The sequence below is a fragment of the Haladaptatus pallidirubidus genome, from assembly GCF_020700235.1.
In the GTDB taxonomy this organism is placed as follows: Archaea; Halobacteriota; Halobacteria; order Halobacteriales; family Haladaptataceae; genus Haladaptatus; species Haladaptatus pallidirubidus.
In genome coordinates, this window is record NZ_CP085307.1 from 459,555 (window position 1) to 480,529 (window position 20,975).

Annotated in this window: 19 protein-coding genes and 1 pseudogene; 10 read left to right on the forward strand and 10 right to left on the reverse strand. The window is 51.1% G+C overall.

All coding sequences use genetic code 11. From position 1 onward, the window contains the following. The first annotated feature begins 411 nt into the window (after nt 1-411). The 5 genes from LIX15_RS31870 (at nt 412) to LIX15_RS33575 (ending at nt 6,034) form a co-directional block, all read left to right on the forward strand. Nucleotides 412-807, forward strand: a complete 396-nt coding sequence (locus tag LIX15_RS31870) for a class I SAM-dependent methyltransferase (protein ID WP_227778862.1) — start codon at nt 412-414, stop codon at nt 805-807. A gap of 968 nt (nt 808-1,775) precedes the next feature. Beyond that, the gene (locus LIX15_RS31875) at nt 1,776-2,738 is read left to right on the forward strand and encodes an ATP-binding cassette domain-containing protein (protein WP_227778863.1); all 963 of its coding nucleotides are present in this window, start codon (nt 1,776-1,778) and stop codon (nt 2,736-2,738) included. Continuing rightward, nucleotides 2,735-3,574 (forward strand): ABC transporter permease, encoded by an 840-nt coding sequence (locus tag LIX15_RS31880; RefSeq protein WP_227778865.1) that lies wholly within the window; start codon nt 2,735-2,737, stop codon nt 3,572-3,574. Before LIX15_RS31875 ends, LIX15_RS31880 begins: the two co-directional genes overlap by 4 nt. A gap of 1,120 nt (nt 3,575-4,694) precedes the next feature. Then, nucleotides 4,695-5,063, forward strand: a complete 369-nt coding sequence (locus LIX15_RS31885) for a hypothetical protein (protein WP_227778867.1) — start codon at nt 4,695-4,697, stop codon at nt 5,061-5,063. Nucleotides 5,064-5,746: 683 nt separating this feature from the next. After that, nucleotides 5,747-6,034, forward strand: a complete 288-nt coding sequence (locus tag LIX15_RS33575) for a HalOD1 output domain-containing protein (RefSeq protein ID WP_227778869.1) — start codon at nt 5,747-5,749, stop codon at nt 6,032-6,034. 14 nt (nt 6,035-6,048) lie between these two features. Here LIX15_RS33575 and LIX15_RS31895 read toward each other — a convergent pair whose 3' ends face one another. Further along, on the reverse strand, nt 6,049-6,759 hold the full coding sequence (locus LIX15_RS31895; protein ID WP_227778871.1) for a helix-turn-helix domain-containing protein: 711 nt from the start codon (nt 6,757-6,759) through the stop codon (nt 6,049-6,051). Between the two features lie 347 nt (nt 6,760-7,106). Between LIX15_RS31895 and LIX15_RS31900 the strand changes: the two are divergent. After that, a pseudogene (locus tag LIX15_RS31900) lies at nt 7,107-7,211 on the forward strand (IS5/IS1182 family transposase); the annotation flags it as partial. A 507-nt stretch (nt 7,212-7,718) separates the two neighbouring features. Here LIX15_RS31900 and LIX15_RS31905 read toward each other — a convergent pair. From LIX15_RS31905 to LIX15_RS31915, 3 genes are all read right to left on the reverse strand, one after another. Then, nucleotides 7,719-8,852, reverse strand: a complete 1,134-nt coding sequence (locus LIX15_RS31905; protein ID WP_227778872.1) for an acyltransferase — start codon at nt 8,850-8,852, stop codon at nt 7,719-7,721. A 580-nt stretch (nt 8,853-9,432) separates the two neighbouring features. Next, nucleotides 9,433-9,849, reverse strand: a complete 417-nt coding sequence (locus tag LIX15_RS31910) for a VOC family protein (RefSeq protein WP_227778874.1) — start codon at nt 9,847-9,849, stop codon at nt 9,433-9,435. A gap of 247 nt (nt 9,850-10,096) precedes the next feature. Next, entirely contained in the window at nt 10,097-10,816 is a 720-nt protein-coding gene (locus tag LIX15_RS31915; RefSeq protein WP_227778876.1) for a CDGSH iron-sulfur domain-containing protein, read from the reverse strand. Nucleotides 10,817-11,544: 728 nt separating this feature from the next. On the opposite strand from LIX15_RS31915, the gene LIX15_RS31920 reads away from it, so the two are divergent. Beyond that, complete coding sequence (locus LIX15_RS31920; protein ID WP_227778878.1) at nt 11,545-12,744, forward strand: AI-2E family transporter; 1,200 nt, start codon at nt 11,545-11,547, stop codon at nt 12,742-12,744. A 62-nt stretch (nt 12,745-12,806) separates the two neighbouring features. Continuing rightward, nucleotides 12,807-14,165, forward strand: a complete 1,359-nt coding sequence (locus LIX15_RS31925) for a DUF389 domain-containing protein (RefSeq protein ID WP_227778880.1) — start codon at nt 12,807-12,809, stop codon at nt 14,163-14,165. Nucleotides 14,166-14,467: 302 nt separating this feature from the next. Here the strand turns inward: LIX15_RS31925 and LIX15_RS31930 are convergent, their stop codons facing one another. After that, nucleotides 14,468-15,289 (reverse strand): SDR family NAD(P)-dependent oxidoreductase, encoded by an 822-nt coding sequence (locus LIX15_RS31930; RefSeq protein WP_227778882.1) that lies wholly within the window; start codon nt 15,287-15,289, stop codon nt 14,468-14,470. A 92-nt stretch (nt 15,290-15,381) separates the two neighbouring features. On the opposite strand from LIX15_RS31930, the gene LIX15_RS31935 reads away from it, so the two are divergent. Further along, a complete protein-coding gene (locus LIX15_RS31935; protein WP_227778884.1) occupies nt 15,382-16,017 on the forward strand; it encodes a helix-turn-helix domain-containing protein in 636 nt (211 codons plus the stop codon). Between the two features lie 3 nt (nt 16,018-16,020). On the opposite strand, the gene LIX15_RS31940 is transcribed toward LIX15_RS31935, so the two are convergent. Together LIX15_RS31940 and LIX15_RS31945 are read right to left on the reverse strand one after the other, a co-directional pair. Further along, entirely contained in the window at nt 16,021-16,179 is a 159-nt protein-coding gene (locus tag LIX15_RS31940; RefSeq protein WP_227778886.1) for a hypothetical protein, read from the reverse strand. A 166-nt stretch (nt 16,180-16,345) separates the two neighbouring features. Beyond that, complete coding sequence (locus LIX15_RS31945; RefSeq protein ID WP_227778888.1) at nt 16,346-16,774, reverse strand: ester cyclase; 429 nt, start codon at nt 16,772-16,774, stop codon at nt 16,346-16,348. 432 nt (nt 16,775-17,206) lie between these two features. On the opposite strand from LIX15_RS31945, the gene LIX15_RS31950 reads away from it, so the two are divergent. Further along, on the forward strand, nt 17,207-18,466 hold the full coding sequence (locus LIX15_RS31950) for an ABC transporter substrate-binding protein (protein ID WP_227778890.1): 1,260 nt from the start codon (nt 17,207-17,209) through the stop codon (nt 18,464-18,466). A gap of 17 nt (nt 18,467-18,483) precedes the next feature. Here the strand turns inward: LIX15_RS31950 and LIX15_RS31955 are convergent, their stop codons facing one another. The 3 genes from LIX15_RS31955 to LIX15_RS31965 all read right to left on the reverse strand — a co-directional run bounded on the left by LIX15_RS31955 (nt 18,484) and on the right by LIX15_RS31965 (nt 20,894). After that, a complete protein-coding gene (locus LIX15_RS31955; RefSeq protein WP_227778892.1) occupies nt 18,484-20,133 on the reverse strand; it encodes a putative glycosyltransferase family protein in 1,650 nt (549 codons plus the stop codon). A gap of 162 nt (nt 20,134-20,295) precedes the next feature. Then, on the reverse strand, nt 20,296-20,610 hold the full coding sequence (locus tag LIX15_RS31960) for a hypothetical protein (protein WP_227778894.1): 315 nt from the start codon (nt 20,608-20,610) through the stop codon (nt 20,296-20,298). After that, nucleotides 20,604-20,894 (reverse strand): hypothetical protein, encoded by a 291-nt coding sequence (locus LIX15_RS31965; protein WP_227778901.1) that lies wholly within the window; start codon nt 20,892-20,894, stop codon nt 20,604-20,606. Before LIX15_RS31965 ends, LIX15_RS31960 begins: the two co-directional genes overlap by 7 nt. Nucleotides 20,895-20,975 lie beyond the last annotated feature (81 nt).

The following is a 20,975-nucleotide window of genomic DNA, read 5'->3' on the forward strand; positions in this document are numbered from 1 at the left end:
TTTTCCATCACCCGAAGCCATCGTTGTTGTAGGCACAGCCGTAATGCGTCGCAACCTCCCGATAACTGAGTCGGGCAACCACCATGTCGTTCGTCTGTAACGCCACTCGATAAAAGGCTTCAACCTGAGGACGGTCCGTCTGTAACTGGCCTAACCAGGAAACCTAACTGAATAGTCTAACTATACAACTTAACCAGGTGATCTAACTGCTTCGACTGGGCATCCGAGGGTGGATCACTTCGCGTTAAGGAGGGTAGTAAGTAACAGAATCTCGCTGTCTGCACTACAGTACACAAATGGATAATGCAGCAGGCAGCATTTGGTTCGGGGTGTTTACATGGCAAAATTTTAAAATCAATCGCAACGACCCTTTATAGGAGCGCAGGAAAACAGACGCGTTCACGATATCCGATGACGGACATCGAACGACGCCCGGAGGACGAAACACAGTATCGTGATCATCTACAGCGTAGCGAGACGGTTTGGAACCGTTGGAGCGATTGGTACCGAACGAGTGAACAGGATTTCGAACCGTTCCGAACGGAGTTGATTACGCAACTCGGCCTCAGAGAGGGTGATAGGGTACTTGAGATTGGCTGTGGACCCGGCGTTAACTTTAGTTTGATCTGGGAAGCAATAGGCGAAGACGGCCAGCTCGTTGCGACTGACTACAGCCCAGAGATGGTCACCAAAGCCAGAGAGCGTATTACCACCAACGGGTGGGAGAATATCGAGGTTGTGCGCGCCGATGCAACAACTGCCAATTTGGGGGGCGCTATGACGCAGCTATCGCAACCCTCGCTTTGAGCGTGATGCCTGATGTCAAACGAGCTGTCCGGAACATCCACTCCGTACTCAAACCAGGTGCCCCAATGGTATCCTCGATTTGCAGGAGTTTCAATCGGGGCCAATCGGGCGTTCAATCCCCTGCTACGGTGGTTCCTTCACTGGTACGCCAATTGGAATGCAAACGATGATGTTCGGATAGCCATCAATGAGATCTTCGATGAATACGAACAGCTCGGTACATATATGTTTGGAACAGTGTATACAATCAAAGCAATAAAATCTCTATAATAATCCTCCGCATCGTCGGTTGGCACCCGATAACTGAACCACTCGTTCGTGTTCACCGTTCAACTCATACGTCGATCGATCTTATACCTGATTTCTCAAACAGCACGGAACTGTATGCACGTTCTGCGAACACACGGTTGCCGGCAAAATCCGACTAACAACGGCACGCTGACCGCGTTTCCATCAGAGGAGAGGACGACGATGCTAAGACAGTGAAGTGAAACTGTGGCGGCCTTGATTGCTTCCCGTGCTGGAGTGCGCACGGGCCGGAAAGACCTCAGCCTAATCCCGTTGTACTTTCTTCTCCTTATGCCGAATGGTTGTCGTCGGTCCAAAGAGATTATTTCCCATCTGTGACACTGACTAAATCGCTTCACTTACGCTCCACTAGGCGCTATTATTTCTTCTCTGCGAACCTATGCTAGAGTGGAGGATCGACCTCCAGGCGAAGAATATCCTATGATTCATACAACAAGGTCGAGAGAGACGATTACCGTACCAGAAACGCGAGTGAAATTCGCCGCCCTAGCACTGCGGGCGCTCTCCGAAACCGGGGACGCGACACTAAAACGGTTCGTGGAGAACGGAGAGACGACACGGTACTCTCGGAACCACGTGCGATCGGCCGAAACGGCACCGGCCCCTTCGGCGAAGCGCTGGAACCGCATACCCGATACGATATCGAGGAGAACAACGAAATGACGCTCGCAATCGAAACCGCCGGTCTGCGCAAGTCCTTCGGTGAAACGCTTGCCGTGGACGGCATCGACCTCCAGATTCCCCGAGGAACCGTATTCGGTCTCCTCGGTCCCAACGGCGCTGGGAAAACGACGATGATCCGGATGCTCGCGACGCTGCTCCGCCCAGATGCGGGCACCGCGACCATCCTCGGACACGACGTTGTGCGGGATGCGGCTGCGGTTCGCGCGAAGGTGAGCCTCACCGGCCAGTACGCCTCCATTGACGAGGAACTAACTGGTCGCGAGAACCTCGTTCTCGTCGGGCGCCTGCTCGGATTCTCGTGGCGCAATGCCGGTGAGCGCGCCGACGAGCTGCTCGACTCCTTCGGCCTCGCCGAGGCGGCCAGGCGACAGGTGCGTACGTATTCTGGCGGCATGAAACGTCGCCTCGACGTCGCCGCGAGCTTGGTCGTCACGCCCGAGGTGCTCTTTCTAGATGAGCCGACGACGGGCCTCGACCCGCGTAGCCGGAACCAGGTCTGGGCCATCATCCGTGCCATCGCTGCCGAGGGAACGACCGTGCTCCTCACCACACAGTATCTGGACGAGGCAGACCGTCTGGCGGATCGGCTCGCCGTGATCGACGATGGGCGAGTCATCGCCGAGGGCACGAGCCGCGAACTGAAGGCCGCCGTAGGTGCCAGCACGTTCCACGTCCGTCTGCACGACCCGGGACGGCGTGCGGAGGCCGAGACAATCCTCGGGGACCTCCTCGGCGTGGAGATCCTCGACGGAGCCGACCGTGACACGCTCTCCGCAAGCATCACGGATGACGAGAACGCGGCAGCGGCGCTCTCGGCGCTCGCGGGCGCCGGTGTGCGCGTCGCCGAGTTCTCGCTCGGACAGGCAAGTTTAGACGAGGTGTTCCTGGCACTGACAGGCCGCCCCGCGGAGAACGAGGCCGAGGAGGTGGCAGCATGAGCACCGAGACCACGGAGGCGCCACTCGTAGCGGAGGAGGACCTGAGCGACGTCCTCTCGCAGGCCGAGCGCCCGCCACGTGCCGGAGCCGTCTCCGCCTCGCTCACCCTTGGATGGCGGGCCCTCTTGAAAATCAAGCACGTACCGTTCCAGCTGTTCGACGTCACGGCGTTCCCGCTCATGTTCACGTTACTATTCACCTTTCTCTTTGGAGGCGCCCTCGCGGGGTCGCCCAGCGAGTACATTCAGTTCCTCTTACCGGGCATCCTCGTGCAGTCCATCGTCTTCATCACCGTCTACACCGGTTTTGGACTCAATACGGACATCGACAACGGCCTGTTCGATCGTTTCCAGTCGCTCCCGATCTGGCAACCCGCACCTATCGTCGGCGCGCTCTTAGGCGATGTCATGCGCTACACCATCGCCGCGGTGATGGTCATCGGGCTCGGCGTCGTGCTTGGCTTCCGGCCTGGGGCCGGTTTCTTGGGAGTGTTCCTCGCGCTGGCGCTCGTACTCGTGTTCGCGTTCAGCCTCTCCTGGATCTGGATCGTCGTCGGGCTGACCGTCGAAAAGCCCGAGTCCGTCATGACTATGAGCTTTCTCTTGCTGTTCCCGCTCACGTTCGTGTCCAACATCTTCGTCGACCCTGCAACCATGCCAGGGTGGCTCCAAATCGTGGTTGGCGTCAACCCGGTCACGCACCTCGCAGACGCCACCCGCGGTCTCATGCACGGTGGCGTAAAGTTCGTGGACGTCGCGTGGGTGCTCGTCACTTCCGCTTTGATCGTCGCCGTCTTCGCGCCGCTATCGCTCCGGAAGTACCGCAAGGAGCGGTAGCACCGATTTCGGTCGAGGTTGCGAGTGAACCTACATGACCGACGCACGCTCCACCGACTCTAAGTGTTCGCTGATTAATTGACTAAGATCTAACTGATGTCTGAGGAAAAACAGCGTTGATCGAAGAAACGTATTAAAATAGTTAACGTTGCAAGTGACGCATCACTTCTTCCTTCCACGGCCGAAGTCTCAAAACTCACCCGAGATGTCGAAGGAATATTTGAAGCTAAAATTAAGCAAGTCATTACGACTATTCAAAATGGGAATAATCCTCGAAGATTCCAGGTTATGTTTCCGATCGTGGCCTGAACCGACAGCGTCCGATGCGACTATCTTCTCGAAGATGCCCGGGATGCGGTCGATGAATAAAATGGTTTTAATATAATAAATTTCGATTCGGATCGTTCGCTGACGAGCGGAGTCCATCTGATTGATATACTGCACGTCGAATTTCAGCGACTTCGAGAATCTGATCGAAGACTTCGCGGTGGAATTGCTCATGTCGGACGACTGTGTACACATTTATTGGTTAGTGACATCCGAATGTATGGATTAGAAGGATATTGATTGCAAGAAATAAAATAGAATCATCCAGAATTTGTAAGTCACACAATTATAGTATCTACATTTACTATTGGCAACAACATTGAATAGAGAAAGCTGAATGATGGACAGTATGGATAACTATGCCCGACGATAACGAAAAGAGAGTACGAAGAACGCAGGGCGAGCTCGCCCAAGACCGCAAGCCACTGGATGTAGTGGCAGTCAGTAAGGCGCCTGAATCCTCAACGAGCGAAATCACAGACACGGTTGGAGGGCCCCACTGGTCGGCCGATACCGTGTTGGACGATTTTGCGGAAAACAAGGAGATTCGTAAGAGGTCGGTAGATGTAACATGAGTGTTTCAGCGTTACTTCATATCGTAATTCTCGATCGTGAACGGCAAATCCGACCCAATCTACGGCACGTATTCACCCTCTTTATCGTTCTTCAACTTCTGTCTACAGCGTTTGTCTCTCCTGTTGCAGCGAACGCAAACGCGGAAGACAAAAATTCGGCGATGTCATCTCACGAGTCTTCACTCAGTAATGACCTCACTACCGCGGAAGAACTACAGGTGGAAACTCATTCAGACGACGATTGCATCCCAGATGAAGGTGAGGGGACGAATAACTGCGATAACACGAGGACGACGAATTCCCGCGGCTGTGACCCGGGTGACGATAGAAACGCGGATCAGAAGAATACTGGTGACAGTGGCAGCGATGACACCCCGGCCAATAACGACCCTGACTCGGGCTCCAATGGGGAGGGAACAGCAAGCATTCACTCACCGACGACGGAATCCAGCACTGAGACATCGGAAGGATCAGAACAAATGGATGCGCCTGGGTCCGGAATGCTTCCAGACATCAACTCACCGATGATAGCGCTGCTTGGGTTGCTCTGCGTGGTGGGTGGGTTGATAGCCCTGATTCGTCAGTAAAGGGTCTCTCATCCTTACGATGCCCGTAGTGGCTTGCCGATTGATAGTACCGGACGAATCTGCTGATACATAGGCTGCACTGCACCACTCGTCGATTACGATGATCGAGATCGACACGGTTCCACTCCGTGACCGCTAGCAGGGCGCTTCTTCATTGTTTGTGACTATTATATCAAAATATATATATATAAATTTAGATATACTACACCTATTTATCTAATTTTCAAACCAAGTCTAAACTCACCTCACTTAACCAATATTCAGTTGGGTCGAGTTCTGAGCGAGGATGCAAACCAGCCTCCATCGGCTCAATTTTATAGGCATAGCAGGCCGAGTATCTCGAGATCAAGTCCCGAGGCAGTTAACTGAGCACTTCCCTGATCTGCTAGTCAAAGTGATTGCCTGAGAGGTTTCACACCGAGCGCAACGACAGGCACACACTGCAAAGTACGACCCCGTAACTAACGAAAGTGCCTCAATAGACGAGTAAAGAACCTATTTGAGTAATTTTCGTTGATTAGTCTCAACTGTGATATTGTTACACATACTCAGTGAACAGTATCTAATGATCAATTGAATACTTTCATCAGCCGCCAGAGCATGTTTATAACTACCGTCCCTAGCGAGCATGGAGTGGTCCCTGAGGATTGGACGTGGGGGCTTCAAAAAGAGGGAGAAAGACAATGGGAGAGAGCAATACTAATACACCGAGTGACGACCAGAGTACAGCAAGAGAGCCATCAATCACTGTCCTTATTCATGAAGCAATCGCAACACAAAAAAAGTCAGACCTGAACGACTGCCCACCCTTGTACGACGTTGTGAATCCAGATGCACTCGATAAACTGTTTGCCCCAACACGAAAGACCGAACGGCATGGAACAGTGACCTTCAAATATTGTGGCTTTCAGGTCACTGTTAACGCTGATCGGACTGTCGAGCTCGAACCAATCGATGCCAAGAGTAGCTAAGATTTGGTCACTTTTCACTCAGAGACCACATCTTCGTCGGAATTGATCCCTCTTGGTTCCGGTGGCTCTGGTGTACCGGCACCACTGACGAGCACGTGATCGACAAGAGTGCCATGACCGCGTCTGAGTCGTTCGGAGAGCGCTTGATGCGAGACTCCGAGCTCCTCTGCGAGATCCTCTGTCGTGACATCACGCGGAATTGAATAATACCCTCGACTAGCGGCGAGCTGCAGTGCCCGTTGCTGTGTGTCTGTCAATCCAAATCGATCTCGATAGTTTCTACTGAACTCGTAGATGTTCTCGATATTGAAATCGATGCCCTGTTCTTCACAACACTCGGTCGTCCGTCTCACTGCATCGTGATCAGCGAATAAAAGCCTGAGATACCAGGCATCGCCGTGGCAAGTTGCAGTAAGAATAGTTCCGTTCTCCTCGACAAGAGTTCGAATGAGATAGTCGACGTGGTCGACCCATTCAAGCTGGTAGAGAAAATCAGTCTCAAGATCTGCGATCAGTTGGAAGTCCGCAACGCTATCGTCGTCTGTTAATGCGTCTTCAAGAGCGAGGCGATCTTCCGTTTCGATCCACATGAACGGCATCAGAATGTCCTGGTTGGTTGCAGCCATCTGCTCGATTTCGAAATTCACGGTTTCAAGGGTGCTAAGAGTGTGCTCAAGCGCAAACTGCTTAGCAGGAAAACTGACTTCTACGATTGTTCCGCCCATATAGGGATCTATCTCGTCATCTCATATCTATCTTTTTAAGTGCATAAGTTGGCGTGGTCGTCGATTGAGAATATTTTGACTGGGATTCAAATCCAAGAAGCACGTGAATGGACGTGCTCTCCTGGGCGCTCGTGGCGCTATGAACAGTTCAAGACGATGCGCCAGCTGCATGATGCCGACCGTGGTAGATTCACGTCCGTACCGGATTTTGGGGTATATGAGGACGTTCACGAACTCGACTTCTCGTCGTTGTAGCCGAATATCATCGTCACGCGGAACGTGAGTCCGGAGAAGAACCGCTGTGAGTGCCATGCCGGTCAGGAGGACGTACCCTTGACCGACTACAGATCGTTACCGCTGACAAGGGGTATGATTGGGACGACCTCCGCGAAGAAATTCGGGACGCTGACGTTCGACCAGTGATCAAACATTGGGAGTTCTACCCGCTGGATATACCGGGAACAACGGTTTTCTGTTGGAATCTTAGCACGAAACTTCTGCTATTTTCTCGTGGATTCCTTCGTTCGACGATCGAACGTGAGCGTCTGCAAATTCCTCTCAATTTGAAGGTAACTCAACAGTTGCTGTGCTAAATATAGAGATGGCTTCAGCACGACCGTTAGCAAGAGAGGGAGGTGAGTCAATATCCACTGGCGACGGGGTTGTCAGCGGCCGTCACGGCTGCTATCCGCGCGCTTGCTTGGTGATTGAGCTGCCCCGGGGAATTGGTAGAACCCGTAGAGAACCTCACTACGCGGTTTGTAGAGCTTGGCATAATAGACCCATTTGAGATGTAGAGGAAGTTCGACTGCCCGGGGTCGTCATCGAAATAAACCATAACACTGCCGTCAGCGTTCTTGCTGCTCAGGCGAATAGGATATCAATGTCTGCTTTTAGCCAATCGAATGATCCAGATACTTCAGTACCGTATCGTAAGCCCCTTCCGCAGTAATACGGTGTCAATTATCATCTGGCGTTCTATCTCGCAGGAGAATATGACCGCGTGACCGGATACGGTTTAGCCACGGAGTATGACTTCCGCCAATTTCTATGACGTTCATCTTCGCCATGAAGAGATAGATCGCCAGCGAAAGAACGTATACGAGTGGCGTCATAACCAGGTGCCACAGAACCGTCGTCGTGAGATCGACCCCGATCTCCGGACGCCAAACTCTGTTCATTGTCCGGAAGAGACGAATTAGTGGAACGTGAAGCAGATATATCCCGAGGGCGTGTCGCCCCACTTTCGGGAGAATCGTATTCTTCCCCAACTTTGGATTCGAGAGCACGTATGCGAAGAGAGCAAGAACGAAGAATATCGTCGAAATGGAATACTCTGTTAAGTATATTTCTTGATATATAAGGTTGTCACGAATGATGTAGCCGATCGCATACTGCTCGACGAGTTGGACTCCTGCGAGGAAGCAGACTGCTGCAAAATAGATGTGACTACGATTCTCGTCCGGTGTCCAGTCGACCGAGTTGATTTGGTATCCGAGAGCGACGTAGAAGAATCCAAAGAAGAGGGCGTCCCGTGTTTGAAACGGTACGTTGACGAGCATTTGATAATTCGTTTCGATAAGGCCAACGATGTGAACAAGCACAGCAACGGGCAACAGATAGCGGGTTTGTCTGAACTTGACGAAGCAAGCGACGAATACGAGAGAGAATATCAATGCAGTCAGAAACCATAGTGGAACGGCAAGTGCGCTTCCATAGTACAGTAGATCAAGTGTGGAGATGTCGCCGAGGCCGCGAGCGATTAGGGCATTCGTTACAGGAACGCCTTGGAGTAATGCGATGCCTATTACTGCAGTCACAGAGAGTAATCTCCCGAACAGATAGATTGAACCTAGTTTTCGAACGGAGCCGCTCACGGTAGATTTGACGTTGTCCACATTCACCGTCTCTGCGAGAAAGTATCCGGACGTTGCGAAAAAGAACGGGACGTCGAATTGACCGATTGTGTCTATCACGAAGTAGATGTAATTCCCGTATGTTCCGAAGCCTTGAAACGGTTGAACGTGTGCGATAACGATAAAAAATATAGCGACTGCTCGCAAGGTATCTATGCTGTGGATTCTATTACTCATCGTATCTCAAATATCCAGTAAGAAGTTACTTGCCCCTATTTAAAACGGCTACGATTATGGCGGGAATGCTGTAATCGATCGACGAGGCGGCTGAACGACGCGTGGTGAGACTCATCACGCAGTTGGAGGAACAGCATGGCGCTCCAACGGTATTTACTGGAAATGGAATCAGCCTACAACTCGGCAGAAACGCGCCACCGGCAGCGGTGGTCAATTTTGACTGACCTCATCACTACAACGTTATAGTTTCAACTCAATGTCCTGATAAGCAGGAAGTCGCAGAATCCGTCTCGATAGTATCGAGTTATTCTGCTGAGCTGTTTGGGGTTGGTCGGTCGGTTCCAGCAGCCACTGCAGCCTCAACTCCGGTGAACACTCCGTGAATAGTCAAGAACAAGCCTGTCAGAAATGCAGCCCAAGAATCATTGTCTCACCGGGATCAACGGTAGTTGCAACGAGGTTGTGGAACTCCGACTTCCGTATCGTCACTAGACTATCGCCAGTCGTTTCTCTCTATACTGACTGCGACTGACGTGCGTTCTCATTGGTATTAACTATCTCCTCACGAAAAATAGCAGTATTATTTCGCCTCTGCTTTTGAGGGGTGTTCGACAAGGACGACCCCATTCCCATAGAGATCAGTTGCGACAGCTTCGATTCCGTAGGGCTGTTCCGTCGGCTCGGATGTGAATTCAACACTGCGTTCATGCAGCATTTCATACGTAGCCTGGCAATCATCCACAGTAAAGGCGAGTGCCGGTTGCCCCCCGTTCATTGCAGAGCGACGGTCAGCTTCCTCGCCATCAAACCAGTCAAGCGGTTCAAGGACGATTTCCACGGTATCATCCAGTTCGGCTCCGACAGTAACCCAACGCTGATCATCGGGTCCAAACGTCTCGTCTGTTGTCTTCTTTAGGCCGAGCTTTTCTGTGTAAAAGTTCAGTGCTTCGTCTTGGTCATCAACAATGCGAGTCGTGAGCTGGAGCTTTTTAATCATGGTTTCCTCCGTCTCTGTAGATGCCGTTCAGTAGCAAATACGCTCGCCTAGTGGACTGAAAATGACCATCTGTACCCTTGCTGTCCACGTCGAGTTGCGGAGAAGTTGTCGGCTGTATCCGTAGCCTTCAGGGAGAGGTAGTTCACCGCTGTAACCTCCGCGACGGAAACAAGAGCATCCTCGTGAGGCACATCATCCTCACCAAACAGCACACAACCGGCCGCGTCAAAAATCCACTCGATTGAATTCACTCCTCGGCATTCGTCGTGAAGCCAATTTTGCCATGAGTCCCATCACAGAATGGTTTGTTTGCCGACCCACCACACCGACAAAATGCCGCCTCATCATGTCGAGTCGGTTTTCCCCCACCGTTCCAGAGTTCGAAGATCCCATCGAGAATAAGCGGTCCGTTCGGTGTCGGTGTCACGACTAACTTCCCATCGGGTTGGTCGTTACCATCTTCCCCATCGCTCGTGTCTGCGGTGTCACCTTCTTCATCGTACTTGCCCTCGATATTTTCACCAATGGCTGGATCTGCCGACTTGTTTCCCTCTGCCTCGAAGACCCGTGTGTGACTGTTGTCACAGAGTAGTTCATTCATTGTATGTCCGCAGCGACAGAGTCCGACTCGTGTATCTTCGAGGACGACTTCATCATTTGATCGAATCACAATATCGCCGTGCAGATACAACGGACCATTAGCAGTGGTAGTGACTGTATTGGTAGAAGGAATGTGTTCAGGGACGCCATCGTCTGTTCGCTCGTAATGGAGTGCTCCCGTTGGACACCGTTCAATCACTCGCGCTACCTCGCCAGCGTCAGCATTGTCGGCGTCGATCCAGGGTCGCTGGCTTGGATTAAACACTCCGGAAAGTCCCTCGGCACACTCTCGGACGTGAATACATCGATTGTGATCATAGCTAACCTCGATATCCTTCCCGTGGTATTCGTGGAGGTCTTCTTCCATAGCCCTCCTTAGCGAGGCACCGACTTACCAATTGAGATGGATTGATGGACACCCAACGGACGAAGACAAGTGTGAGCTGGGAGACTGCAATTGTGAAGGTTTCAGTGGCTTCCCGTGCTAACCGTGCGTAAAAACATTACGCTCGATTGGGACGCCCACGAACAACACGGCTGGGAGCAATCAGTTCGACGGTGCGTCATGAACTGATTCACGCCTGGCAGTATCACGAGTTAGGTGAGGCTGACCACGGTGTGACGATCATTCGTTGGACGTATGCTCTCGATACCTCGAAGCACTGCGAACGCTTCGCTGCGGCGAAATGGTGGCTTGTCTGCGAAGATTTCGGTGAGCGGATTGCCCGTCATCGGCGCTCGAAGACCGTCTGCAATCCCGACGACTACTGCTGTAGTAAGTGCGGTGAGTTGCTTTGTGGGGAGGGCAACGATTCTAATCGAATTCTGTTTACGTAGTTCTCACGATAAGAAGTAGATACGAGGAATATTTTTGGGCGACACGACTTCTCAAAGAGTACCTTGTTGGTCGGTGAGTCGCGACTTTGGCCATCTTTGTTAGTATATTGTTCTACATTCTATTCTCCCCCGTCGATCTGCTCGTCGAAATCGAATGCCAAAATAACCCATCATATTTAGGACACACCCTCACTTCGCTCGAGGGATGCCACGGCGGCCACAACAATTTGCAGGGGGGAGCACTCTATCTACAGAAAGATGGTAGACGTTAACCTTGAGTCCCTTCCTACTCGTGCTCGAACCGGTTGGTGGCTGTTCATCTTTCTCCTCGCTCTCGTAGCTGGATTTATCGCCTATTCGTTCGTCGGAATGCTCGTTCTTGGTGTGTTCGGCTACTACGCAACCCGACCAATATACCGAAAGCTCAGCGTTATTACTGACTCCGACGGGGTGATAGCGGGATTAACACTCCTCGTTGTGTTTCTGCCTATCTTCACAGTCACACTTTATGCCGGGTTCAAAATAGTCACATGGGTACAGCAGTTGTTCGGTACCACCTCTAACTCGACGCTCTTGGTAAAATACCTCGGAGCACTTTCAAATGAACAACGACAGGCAGTAATATCGGCGATTCAAAACCCTAATCAGTTCGTCACAAAACCACAACAGACGCTCCAAACTGTTTTCGATGCCGGATTAATGGTCACATCTGGCGTCATTGGGGCGATAATGCTCATCGCACTGGCGGTGACGCTCTCGTACTTCCTATTGAAAAACGACGATCAACTCTCCGCTGGCATATGCCAACTGTTCGGCGGAAGTGAGACGACGGCGTATGCCTACGCCGTGGCCGTCGATGAGGATTTGGAATCTGTGTTCTTCGGCAACCTGCTCTTCATTGTCAGCATGTCCATCATCGCATCGATTGCTTACTGGGGAACCAACCTCATCGCGCCAGGGAACCTCCAAATCCCCATGGTGTTTGTACTTGCGTTCCTCACTGGCGTGGCGAGCCTAATTCCGATAGTGGTTGGGAAAATCGTCTACTTACCAGTTGTCGGCTATCTTGGCATCCAAGCCATGAATTCGAACGGTGATCACTTTGCGTTCGTGGGCGGCGTACTTGTCGTTTACTTCCTCCTCCTTGACACACTTCCCCAGACGTTTCTCCAACCGTACATCACCGGGCGCCAACTCGATATGGTCATGATGATGTTTGCCTATCTGCTAGGGCCGATACTATTTGGATGGTATGGGTTTTTCCTACTCCCAATCGTGTTCATCCTGATTCTCGAAGCGATTCGTATCGTGCTTCCCGAACTCCTCCATGGCGAGGCGTTAACGCCAACTGTCTCAATGGGCGAATCGGTCGGAACCAACCCACGTTCGACAACGGAGCAACTTCCTCCAGACGATGGGGAAGCGACAGGTGACAGTGCGGACGCGGACATCGAGTGACAACGTTTCGATTGAGGAAATGGCCGCAAGATACAGCAACGACAAACAAGAGTATCTAATAGATGCGAGAGATTCACATTCATGTCTCCGAGGACGAACGGGGTGACATCGTATCTATTCTCGATGAATACGACGTCAACTACACTGTGATAAGCGATGATGAAGGCGGTGCAATTTATTTCTTCCCGATTCCTAGTGCGATGGTCGGTTCGATGCTCGACGAATTTCGGAGCGTCGAAATTCACGAGGAAGCGTACACAGTGTCAACGAAGGCAGAGTTCGTCGAAACACCTGATTTCGTGAAGCTCAGCGAAAAGTACTCCGATCACATTCAACAACTCGCGAAATCCGAACTACACGCCAAGATCCGGGAGATGCAGTGGCCATACCAACTGTACTATCTCGGGACGCTTCTCAGCGTCATCGCGGCCGCCGCCGGATTGTTACTCGATCAACCAGCGCTCATCATCGGATCGATGATTGTCGCACCACAAGTGAGTTCAGCCCTTGCAGCGCCGACGGGCATTATCCTCGGCGACTGGGACCTGTTCGTCGATAGCGTGAAAGAGCAAGGACTCGGTCTCGGTGCCGCGGTAATCGCCGCCGCTGTGTTCGGCTGGTTCGTTCGCTGGACGGGGATCGTCCCACCGGGATTGTCGGTGATGTCGATTGAATTGATCGGGGTCCGTCTCGCGCCAACCGCCCTTTCGACCATCGGCGCGATCATCGCCGGTATCGTGGGCGCGTTCGGCTATACGACCGAACAATCGACGACGATTATCGGCGTCATGATCGCCGCAGCGATAATTCCGGCGGCAGCGGCGACTGGACTCGCTATTGCGTGGATGGCACCGTTGTTTGGTGTCGGTGCGGGCCTGCTCCTCCTGGTCAATATCCTCGCGATCAACATCGGCGCACTGGCCACATTAGTTGTGATGGGATATCGCCCGAGGTGGCTGGGTTCGGATAGCTCACTCAAAAATTCGATTCCGTCCGGACGGCACGTGGTCACCTACGGAACAATCATCGTTCTTGTATTGGCGTCGCTCGGTACCGGCTATCTCACTGCGATGAATATCATGTACAGTCAAACCGCGAATCAAGAGGTGGAAGCAATGCTTAACCAACCGGCGTATTCAAACCTCACGCTGACAGGGGTTCAGACGGCGTATGGTGGACCAGTATTGACGTCAACTGCTGCAAACGTGACAGTCACGGTCAGTAGAACGTCCAATACGGCGTACAGCAACCTTCCGAATACGTTAGAACGTCAGATAGAACGACGGACGGGACGAAATGTCTACGTTACCGTCGAATTCACAGAGTCGGGGACGGCGAACAGGGTGGATTCGACCGACACCTCGGACGTGAATCGATGGGTCTCAAGTAGGGATTTTTTTGGATGTTCCTACGTGATGTGAAGTCGTTCCGATGTCGCATTATCCATCTCCCATATAATCAATTTTAAAAAAATTTATAGATTTTAACTCGTCCTTCGTAGCGATTCTATTGACAAATGCAGTGAAGGAGTAATCGTGTTCGTGCGTAGTTTTGTTTGATGGTTCCGGAACGTCCACTTCCGCTTCTGATTTAAATGGAGACACTGTAGCTTTCTTTCGCAAATAGAAGTAGTAGCCCCAAACCGGGGCGAATACCCGAATGGCAAAAGAAGAAGAAGACAATCCAAAAATACGGTTTGAACGCTATTTCGCGGTAGAGAAAGTCAAAGTTCAGGCACCTCTTCGATTCGTGGGATGCCATCCACAGTAATCGTTTCGCCGACGATATGTGACGACGCAGGACTTGCAAGGAACTGCGCAATATCGGCAATCTCTTCGGGAAGCGCAATCGAGCGCTCAACGTTAGTACGGTCGATCTCTGCTGCAGAGATACCCAATCCCGCCTCGACAGCTGGTGTCGCAACGAATCCAGGGGCGATGCAGTTGACTCGGACATTATCACTCGCCCACTCGTAGGCTAGCGTCGTCGTGAGATTAATTACGGCTGCCTTAGCGGCGCTGTAATGACTCAAACGAGGGGTCCCGCGCCGACTTGCGGCGCTGGAAAGACCGACGTTGATCACCGATCCTCCACCCTTCTTGAGATACTCGCCAGCGGCTTGCGTGCAATGGTACGTCCCATGAAGGTTGACATCGATGACTGCTTTCCATTCGTCCTCCGTGATAGCATCGAAGTCGGTCATGAATCTCGTTCCTGCGTTGTTTATCAGTGTATCCACCGAGCCGAATTCCTCGACTGCCGCGGTGACGAGCGCCTCCACTGCACTGCGGTCGGTCACGTCACATTCGACAGCTAATGCTCTCCCCCCTGATTTCTCGATTTGCTCGGCGACGGAATCGACATTGTCCTGTTCGCGAGAACAGATTACGACGTTGACTCCATCCGCTGCAAACCGCTCGGCGATTATTTCTCCGATTCCACTTGATGCTCCCGTTACGATTGCTGTTGTTCTATCGAGGCTGGATTTCAAGCTCGTTGTATTCTGTTCACCGAAGTTATCATGCGTTTCGTCTTGCGATTTCATTCCGAGTATTCGTATTTGTCGTGCGACTATTGTAGAAGCACTCGGAAACCGGTTTCCGTGTTTAAGTATCGAGCGATCAAAGTCACAGTGACATGGCGCATCTACGGCTGAAGCTCAACGCAGCGGCAGTAGAGGATTGGTTGGCTACTCTCTCAACCAACCTCCCAGACACGATTTTCAACGTATCAGCGACGATTCCCACGAACGAAGGCTTGCTCGGAATTGTCGAAGTACGGACGCCAGACGGCGAGAGACTCGTGAACAATATCGAAAAGATATCGGAGGTAGAGTCGTGCGAACTCCTCTACATGGACGATCAAAGGGTATTGTTCCAGTTCACGAGCCGAATGACGGAGTCATACGACGTACTTATATCATCGGGAACTGTGCCACAGTACCCCGTTAGTCTTCACGATGGGTGGTATTCGGCCCAATTAACGGCCTCACAAGAGCAGTTGTCGGAATACTTGGATGAATTATCAAGGGTCGGCATTCCGTACGAGATCGTCTCGTTAACTCACTCGTACAATCCGAACGAGGTACTCACGGAGCGCCAATGGCAGGCCATCACCGAAGCAGTCGAACGTGGGTACTACGAGGCGGTTCGACGCTGCACGCTTGCCGAGTTAGCAGAGACGTTCGACATCAACGAATCATCGATGAGTAAGCTGCTTCGACGGGCAGAGAACAGAATCGTCACAGGGTTCGTCGCTGAAGCGTCCTTATAGCGTTCAACCGTCGATTCCTCTAACGCCGGTCGTACTGAGCGCGACGACGTCGAGCACCGACGGCCACAAGCGCCAGTCCACCGGCGAAGATGAGTCGAGAGGCGATCCGCGGATTGCCTTCTGCCGCGCGCGCCTCCGCAGCAAGCTATCGTCAGTCGTCATGCTGGCTCGCTCGATTGTGAGTGACACAGACCTATCCCAGCAGTCGGCACGTTTTTCGTATTCAGAGAGGTGGTGTCGGTCAAGTCGCCATGCACTTGGTCCCAGGAGAGTGATGCTACCGGTACAGTACCAGCATCTGGAACGCCCGCTGCTCGCTCCATAGGTGTTATCCGGCGAGGGGGTTCTGTCCGAGTTGCTGAAACATGCCGAAGATGTCGAAGTTCGCCCACCGCTCGGCAATTTTCCCGTCTTCGACACGGACGACATTGATTCCCATGATATCGATTCGGTTGCCCGTTGGTTCGATACCCATGAATGGTCCCTCGTGGGTGCCGGTCGCACGGCCCCAAAAAGAGACCAGATTGTCCTCAGCGATGTAGTCGTCCACTGCGAACTGAAGATCCGGAAACGCCTGGTGGTACCCCTGGATGAACTCCTTGAATTCCGAGAGTGGTTCCTCTCCGTCACCCGTGGGATCGTGGTACACTTGGTGGTCGGTGAGTATTTCGTCCATTTCCTCCGTATTTCCGTCATTCCATACCACCTCGACGTAGCGGTGAGCGACTTCCTTTGGATTCGATTCGCCAGTTGTCATATCTAGTGTACGCACGAGGGCAGCAAATAGGTGTATCCCCAATACCCGTTTTATTGAGGAGATGTTGTCAGCAACTAAGCAGGCTTATTTCACATCAGGTGAACGAACTTGCAAAGTGAGCCAATCCTCAGACATCGTTCCTCGAACCAAGACTGAACCGTGTCGACTACAGCTATTACACATCGACAATGAGCTGAAAACAGTGGATGTCATCGAATGAAGTCGCACCGGTTTTGGAAACGATAGGATGTCACCAGCCGTCGAAGCTGTCGTTGCATTAAGAGAGCTAATCTCAACGTCTGATATGACTATAAAATTGGGTTCAAGTCCGTCTAGTAGAAATGGAAGTTTATACATGAGTAGCCGCCCATCTGCCCAATTGCTTCTATGTATACGCGTCGTGGGTACCTCAAATGGACTGCAGCGAGCGTGATGGGTGTCGCCAATCTTGCAGGTTGCTCTTCCAATCAGGACGACGCTGAAAAGACAACAAACAACCAAAAAACACAAAGCGAATCTACTCCGCTCGAAATCCAACATTCCTGGAATCTTGCCGCTGAAAAAGATGCAGCTGATTCAGTCTTTGACGGCTTTCAGGAATTTCATCCTGATGTTGAACTCGATGAACAGGTGGTTTCTGGTCGGGGAGGCGGCGATTTAAAAACAGTTGTAAAGAAGCGAATTATCGACAATAATCCTCCTGATTCGTGGCAATCTTGGTCGGGACAGAACCTACGAACGTATGTAGACGCAGGGACACTCCAAAGTCTCCAAAATGAGGCCGAGTCACGAAAGATAAAATGGGATGTATTTTCATCGATATCGAAAGACCTCTCTAAAATCGATGGGTCGTTCGTTGCCGTTCCGCTCAGTATCCACCGTCTAAACAACCTTTTTTACAATATCGAAATTTTGGAAGAATCAGGCATCGATCCACAGGCAATTCAGACACCACATGAATTAGTGAACACCGTGGAAATAGTCGAAGAAACGACTGATGCTGTAGGCGTCGTACACCCGACAAAAAATGTCTGGCCGACACTGGAACTATGGGAATCGATGTTACTAGGTGAGTACGGTTTAGAAACTCATCAGGCCATTGGCGACGAGGAAATACTGTCGAACAAACGAGCAGTAAGTGAATCGCTCCGTCTCGCCGATAAATACCATGAACAATCCCCTGACGGTATCGTTCCAATCAACTGGCGTGAAGCGGCAAAACAATTCCAAAACGGGAACGTCGCATTCTTCCATCAAGGAGATTGGGCCGCAGCTGAGTTTCAAACCGACGACTTCGAGTTCGAAGCCGACTGGAGCTGTATCGCATTTCCTGGGACAAAAGATCAGTATCTGCTAAGTATGGATTCGTTTCCATTTCCCAGGAACAGTTCCTCTGTAACGGCACTTTCCGAATTCCTTCAATACGTTAGTACGGTCGAAACCCAAAAACGGTTTACGCAGAGACGAGGTTCGATTCCGCCAAGAAAAGATGTGCCGAAATCGGGATACGACCCCTTCTTCCGGCGCCAGATGGATCACTTTCGCAATACAAAATCACAACTCCCGTCGATAGCACATGGACTAGCGATCCCCCCTGTGTCACGGGATATTCTAATTAACGCGATGAAAGATTTTACCTCGACTTGGGACGTTGAACAGACGACACAGACGATTCTAACGATGTTCGACTGAGGGACAGAAACAGTATTTTATTCTTCGTTTGCAGAGGAGACATCTGACGTCCGTCTGTAAATAGCAACTCCTCTATTCTGGTATACTTGTTGATACCTATTGGAACGGTTGAGTTCTGTAATAAACGCTCGGTGTTGATGGTATTTGTGCCCATAAACGGTGTACACGCCTTTCGGCACGTAGATGTAGTCTGGATTCGTCGTGGTAAGCGCGATATTTTCATTCAAATTATCGACATTTGTAGTTGTAGAAATACGCTGATATGCTGTGTGTTGCCACTGGTATGCTACCGAACTTCGTTCCCATTCGACGCCCCATGGACCGACGACGTTCGTACGATTCGCCAAATACGGAAACCACTCCGCAGCATCTCCGATTACCATGAACTCGGCGGATCGATTGGTGTTTCGTTGTGTCCATTGCATCGCGGAGTAATCCTGTTTATCGATAAACGAGGGCATCGAATTGCTCCCCTCATACTCGTTTACTGTCCCAGTGACGTACAGAGTCGTAATCGTTGCCCCAAGGAGCGAAAGCACTAGAAGAAGTGCAATAAATGTGTGTTGTCTGGATAAAATCGATTTTATCCGCTGTGCAATCCATGGCGTGGCACCATCGAGAATAAACACAGCCGTCACCAGTGACCCGATTACCGCGATGAATCGGGTTTCACCACTGATTCCGCCAACGACGAAAAGCCAGAACGGAAGGAAGAGACGACGTTCATCGAGTAAATACACGACTCCAGTAATTGGGATTGCATACCAGAGCGAAAGAAGAATCGCACCATATAGGTCTGGAGACAATGACATCGCCGCCGATTGTTGGTGTTGTGTGAACAAGAGATCCATTATAACACTAAGACCGCCGCCAAGACCACCGTGTGTACTCGATGCTGAAACAAGATTCTCAAAGCTGTAGATGGAGATAATCCTCCCCCACCAGGGGATGGTCAGAATAAATCCACAAGCACCGACGATGATCACGTCTATGAATCCACGAACCGTTCGAGCGTACGTAACAGCAAACACGACAATGCTAATTGTAAGAAATATAGCATATTCCGGGTGAGTAAGCGCAGTTAGCGTAAACCAGGCGATTGTCGGAATAATCCAGTGGCGAGAAGACGTTTTGAAGAGACGCAAAGCTGTATACAGTCCAGCAAGTGAAAAGAAGAAAGCTGGTGCTCGAACAATACCACCAGCGGAGAAGTGCCATCGAACGAACGCTGGTGTCACTGCAAGAATGAAACACGCTAAACCCGCCCGTTGTGGAGTTCGGAGTAACAATTTGCAAAATAGATAAAATGGAATTAGACTTGAAATAGTGATCACTCCCGGGAGATAACGAGAAAGCGCGAACAAATCAACACCCAACATGCCGTGGAGAATCGAAAGACCGTAAAAAGCCAGTGGCGGATACGCAAATGGAACGCCGTTCGTCGTGTATTGATGCACGACTCGAGGGAATTGATACCCGTTATTCGCTATCTGCTCGGAGATCGAGAGGAATAACCCGCCTCCGAAGGCTGGAAACTGGTGAGTGGTTAAATAGCTACTGTATGTGAGGACGGAGATGAAAAGAGCAGGCGTAAGCCAAAGGTACTCCAGTAACCATTTACTTATCATCTCGTAATCGTGATCTAAAGATAATAAATTTGTTTTCATTTTGGAGATCGTTTAGTTGAGTCAAATACTTCGTAATCGTGGCACCGTTTTCTATGTTACGAGATCATAAATTGTTGCACAACCTCGGAGGATGATTTTGATGCGTACTTTTATTGCATAATAGATGACTGAGTATCTATCTATGGGGTACTTAAATCTCACTTACTTCACCACCCTAGATGGAACACCATTTACTTGAAAACGATATTTCACAGTTGTTGATGCTTTTCCGGGGATACACTGCTGTAATTGAGGTTTCATTCTCGAGTAGATCAGTGGGCGTTCCTTCGAAGACGATCTCTCCCTTGCGAGCACCCACTTCCGGCCAAGGTCGATCACCCAATCGTCGTTCTTCACGATGTCTAAGTTGTGTTCGATTACGATGGCCGTGTTTCCTACCTCCACTAACCAGTTCAGAACCGAAAATGATTGCTCTAAATCAGCCATGTGGAATCCAGTTGTCTGTTCGTCTACCACATAGACGCTCCTGTCTTGTGCAGTTCTCTCGAGACCTTGATGTGTTGGTATTCACCACCAGACAGCGTCAGGAGCAACCTCCCGAACATGAGATAATTCAAGTCGACATCGTTGAGTGCTTCGAGCATCCCTCGAAGCGCTGTGTTCTCGAAGAATTTCAGTACTTTGCTCACTGTCATTTCGAGGATATCAGCGATGGATTCGTCGCGCAATGTGTACTGAAGCACCTCGTCGTTGTATCCCCTCCTGTCACATGCTTCATAGGTTGATTGGACGGTGTCCATGAGAGCATGTCAGGATTCTCAACCGGTCGTAATCCTGTCGCGATTATTCGCCGAGCAGTCATAACAACTCCACTGTCGAAG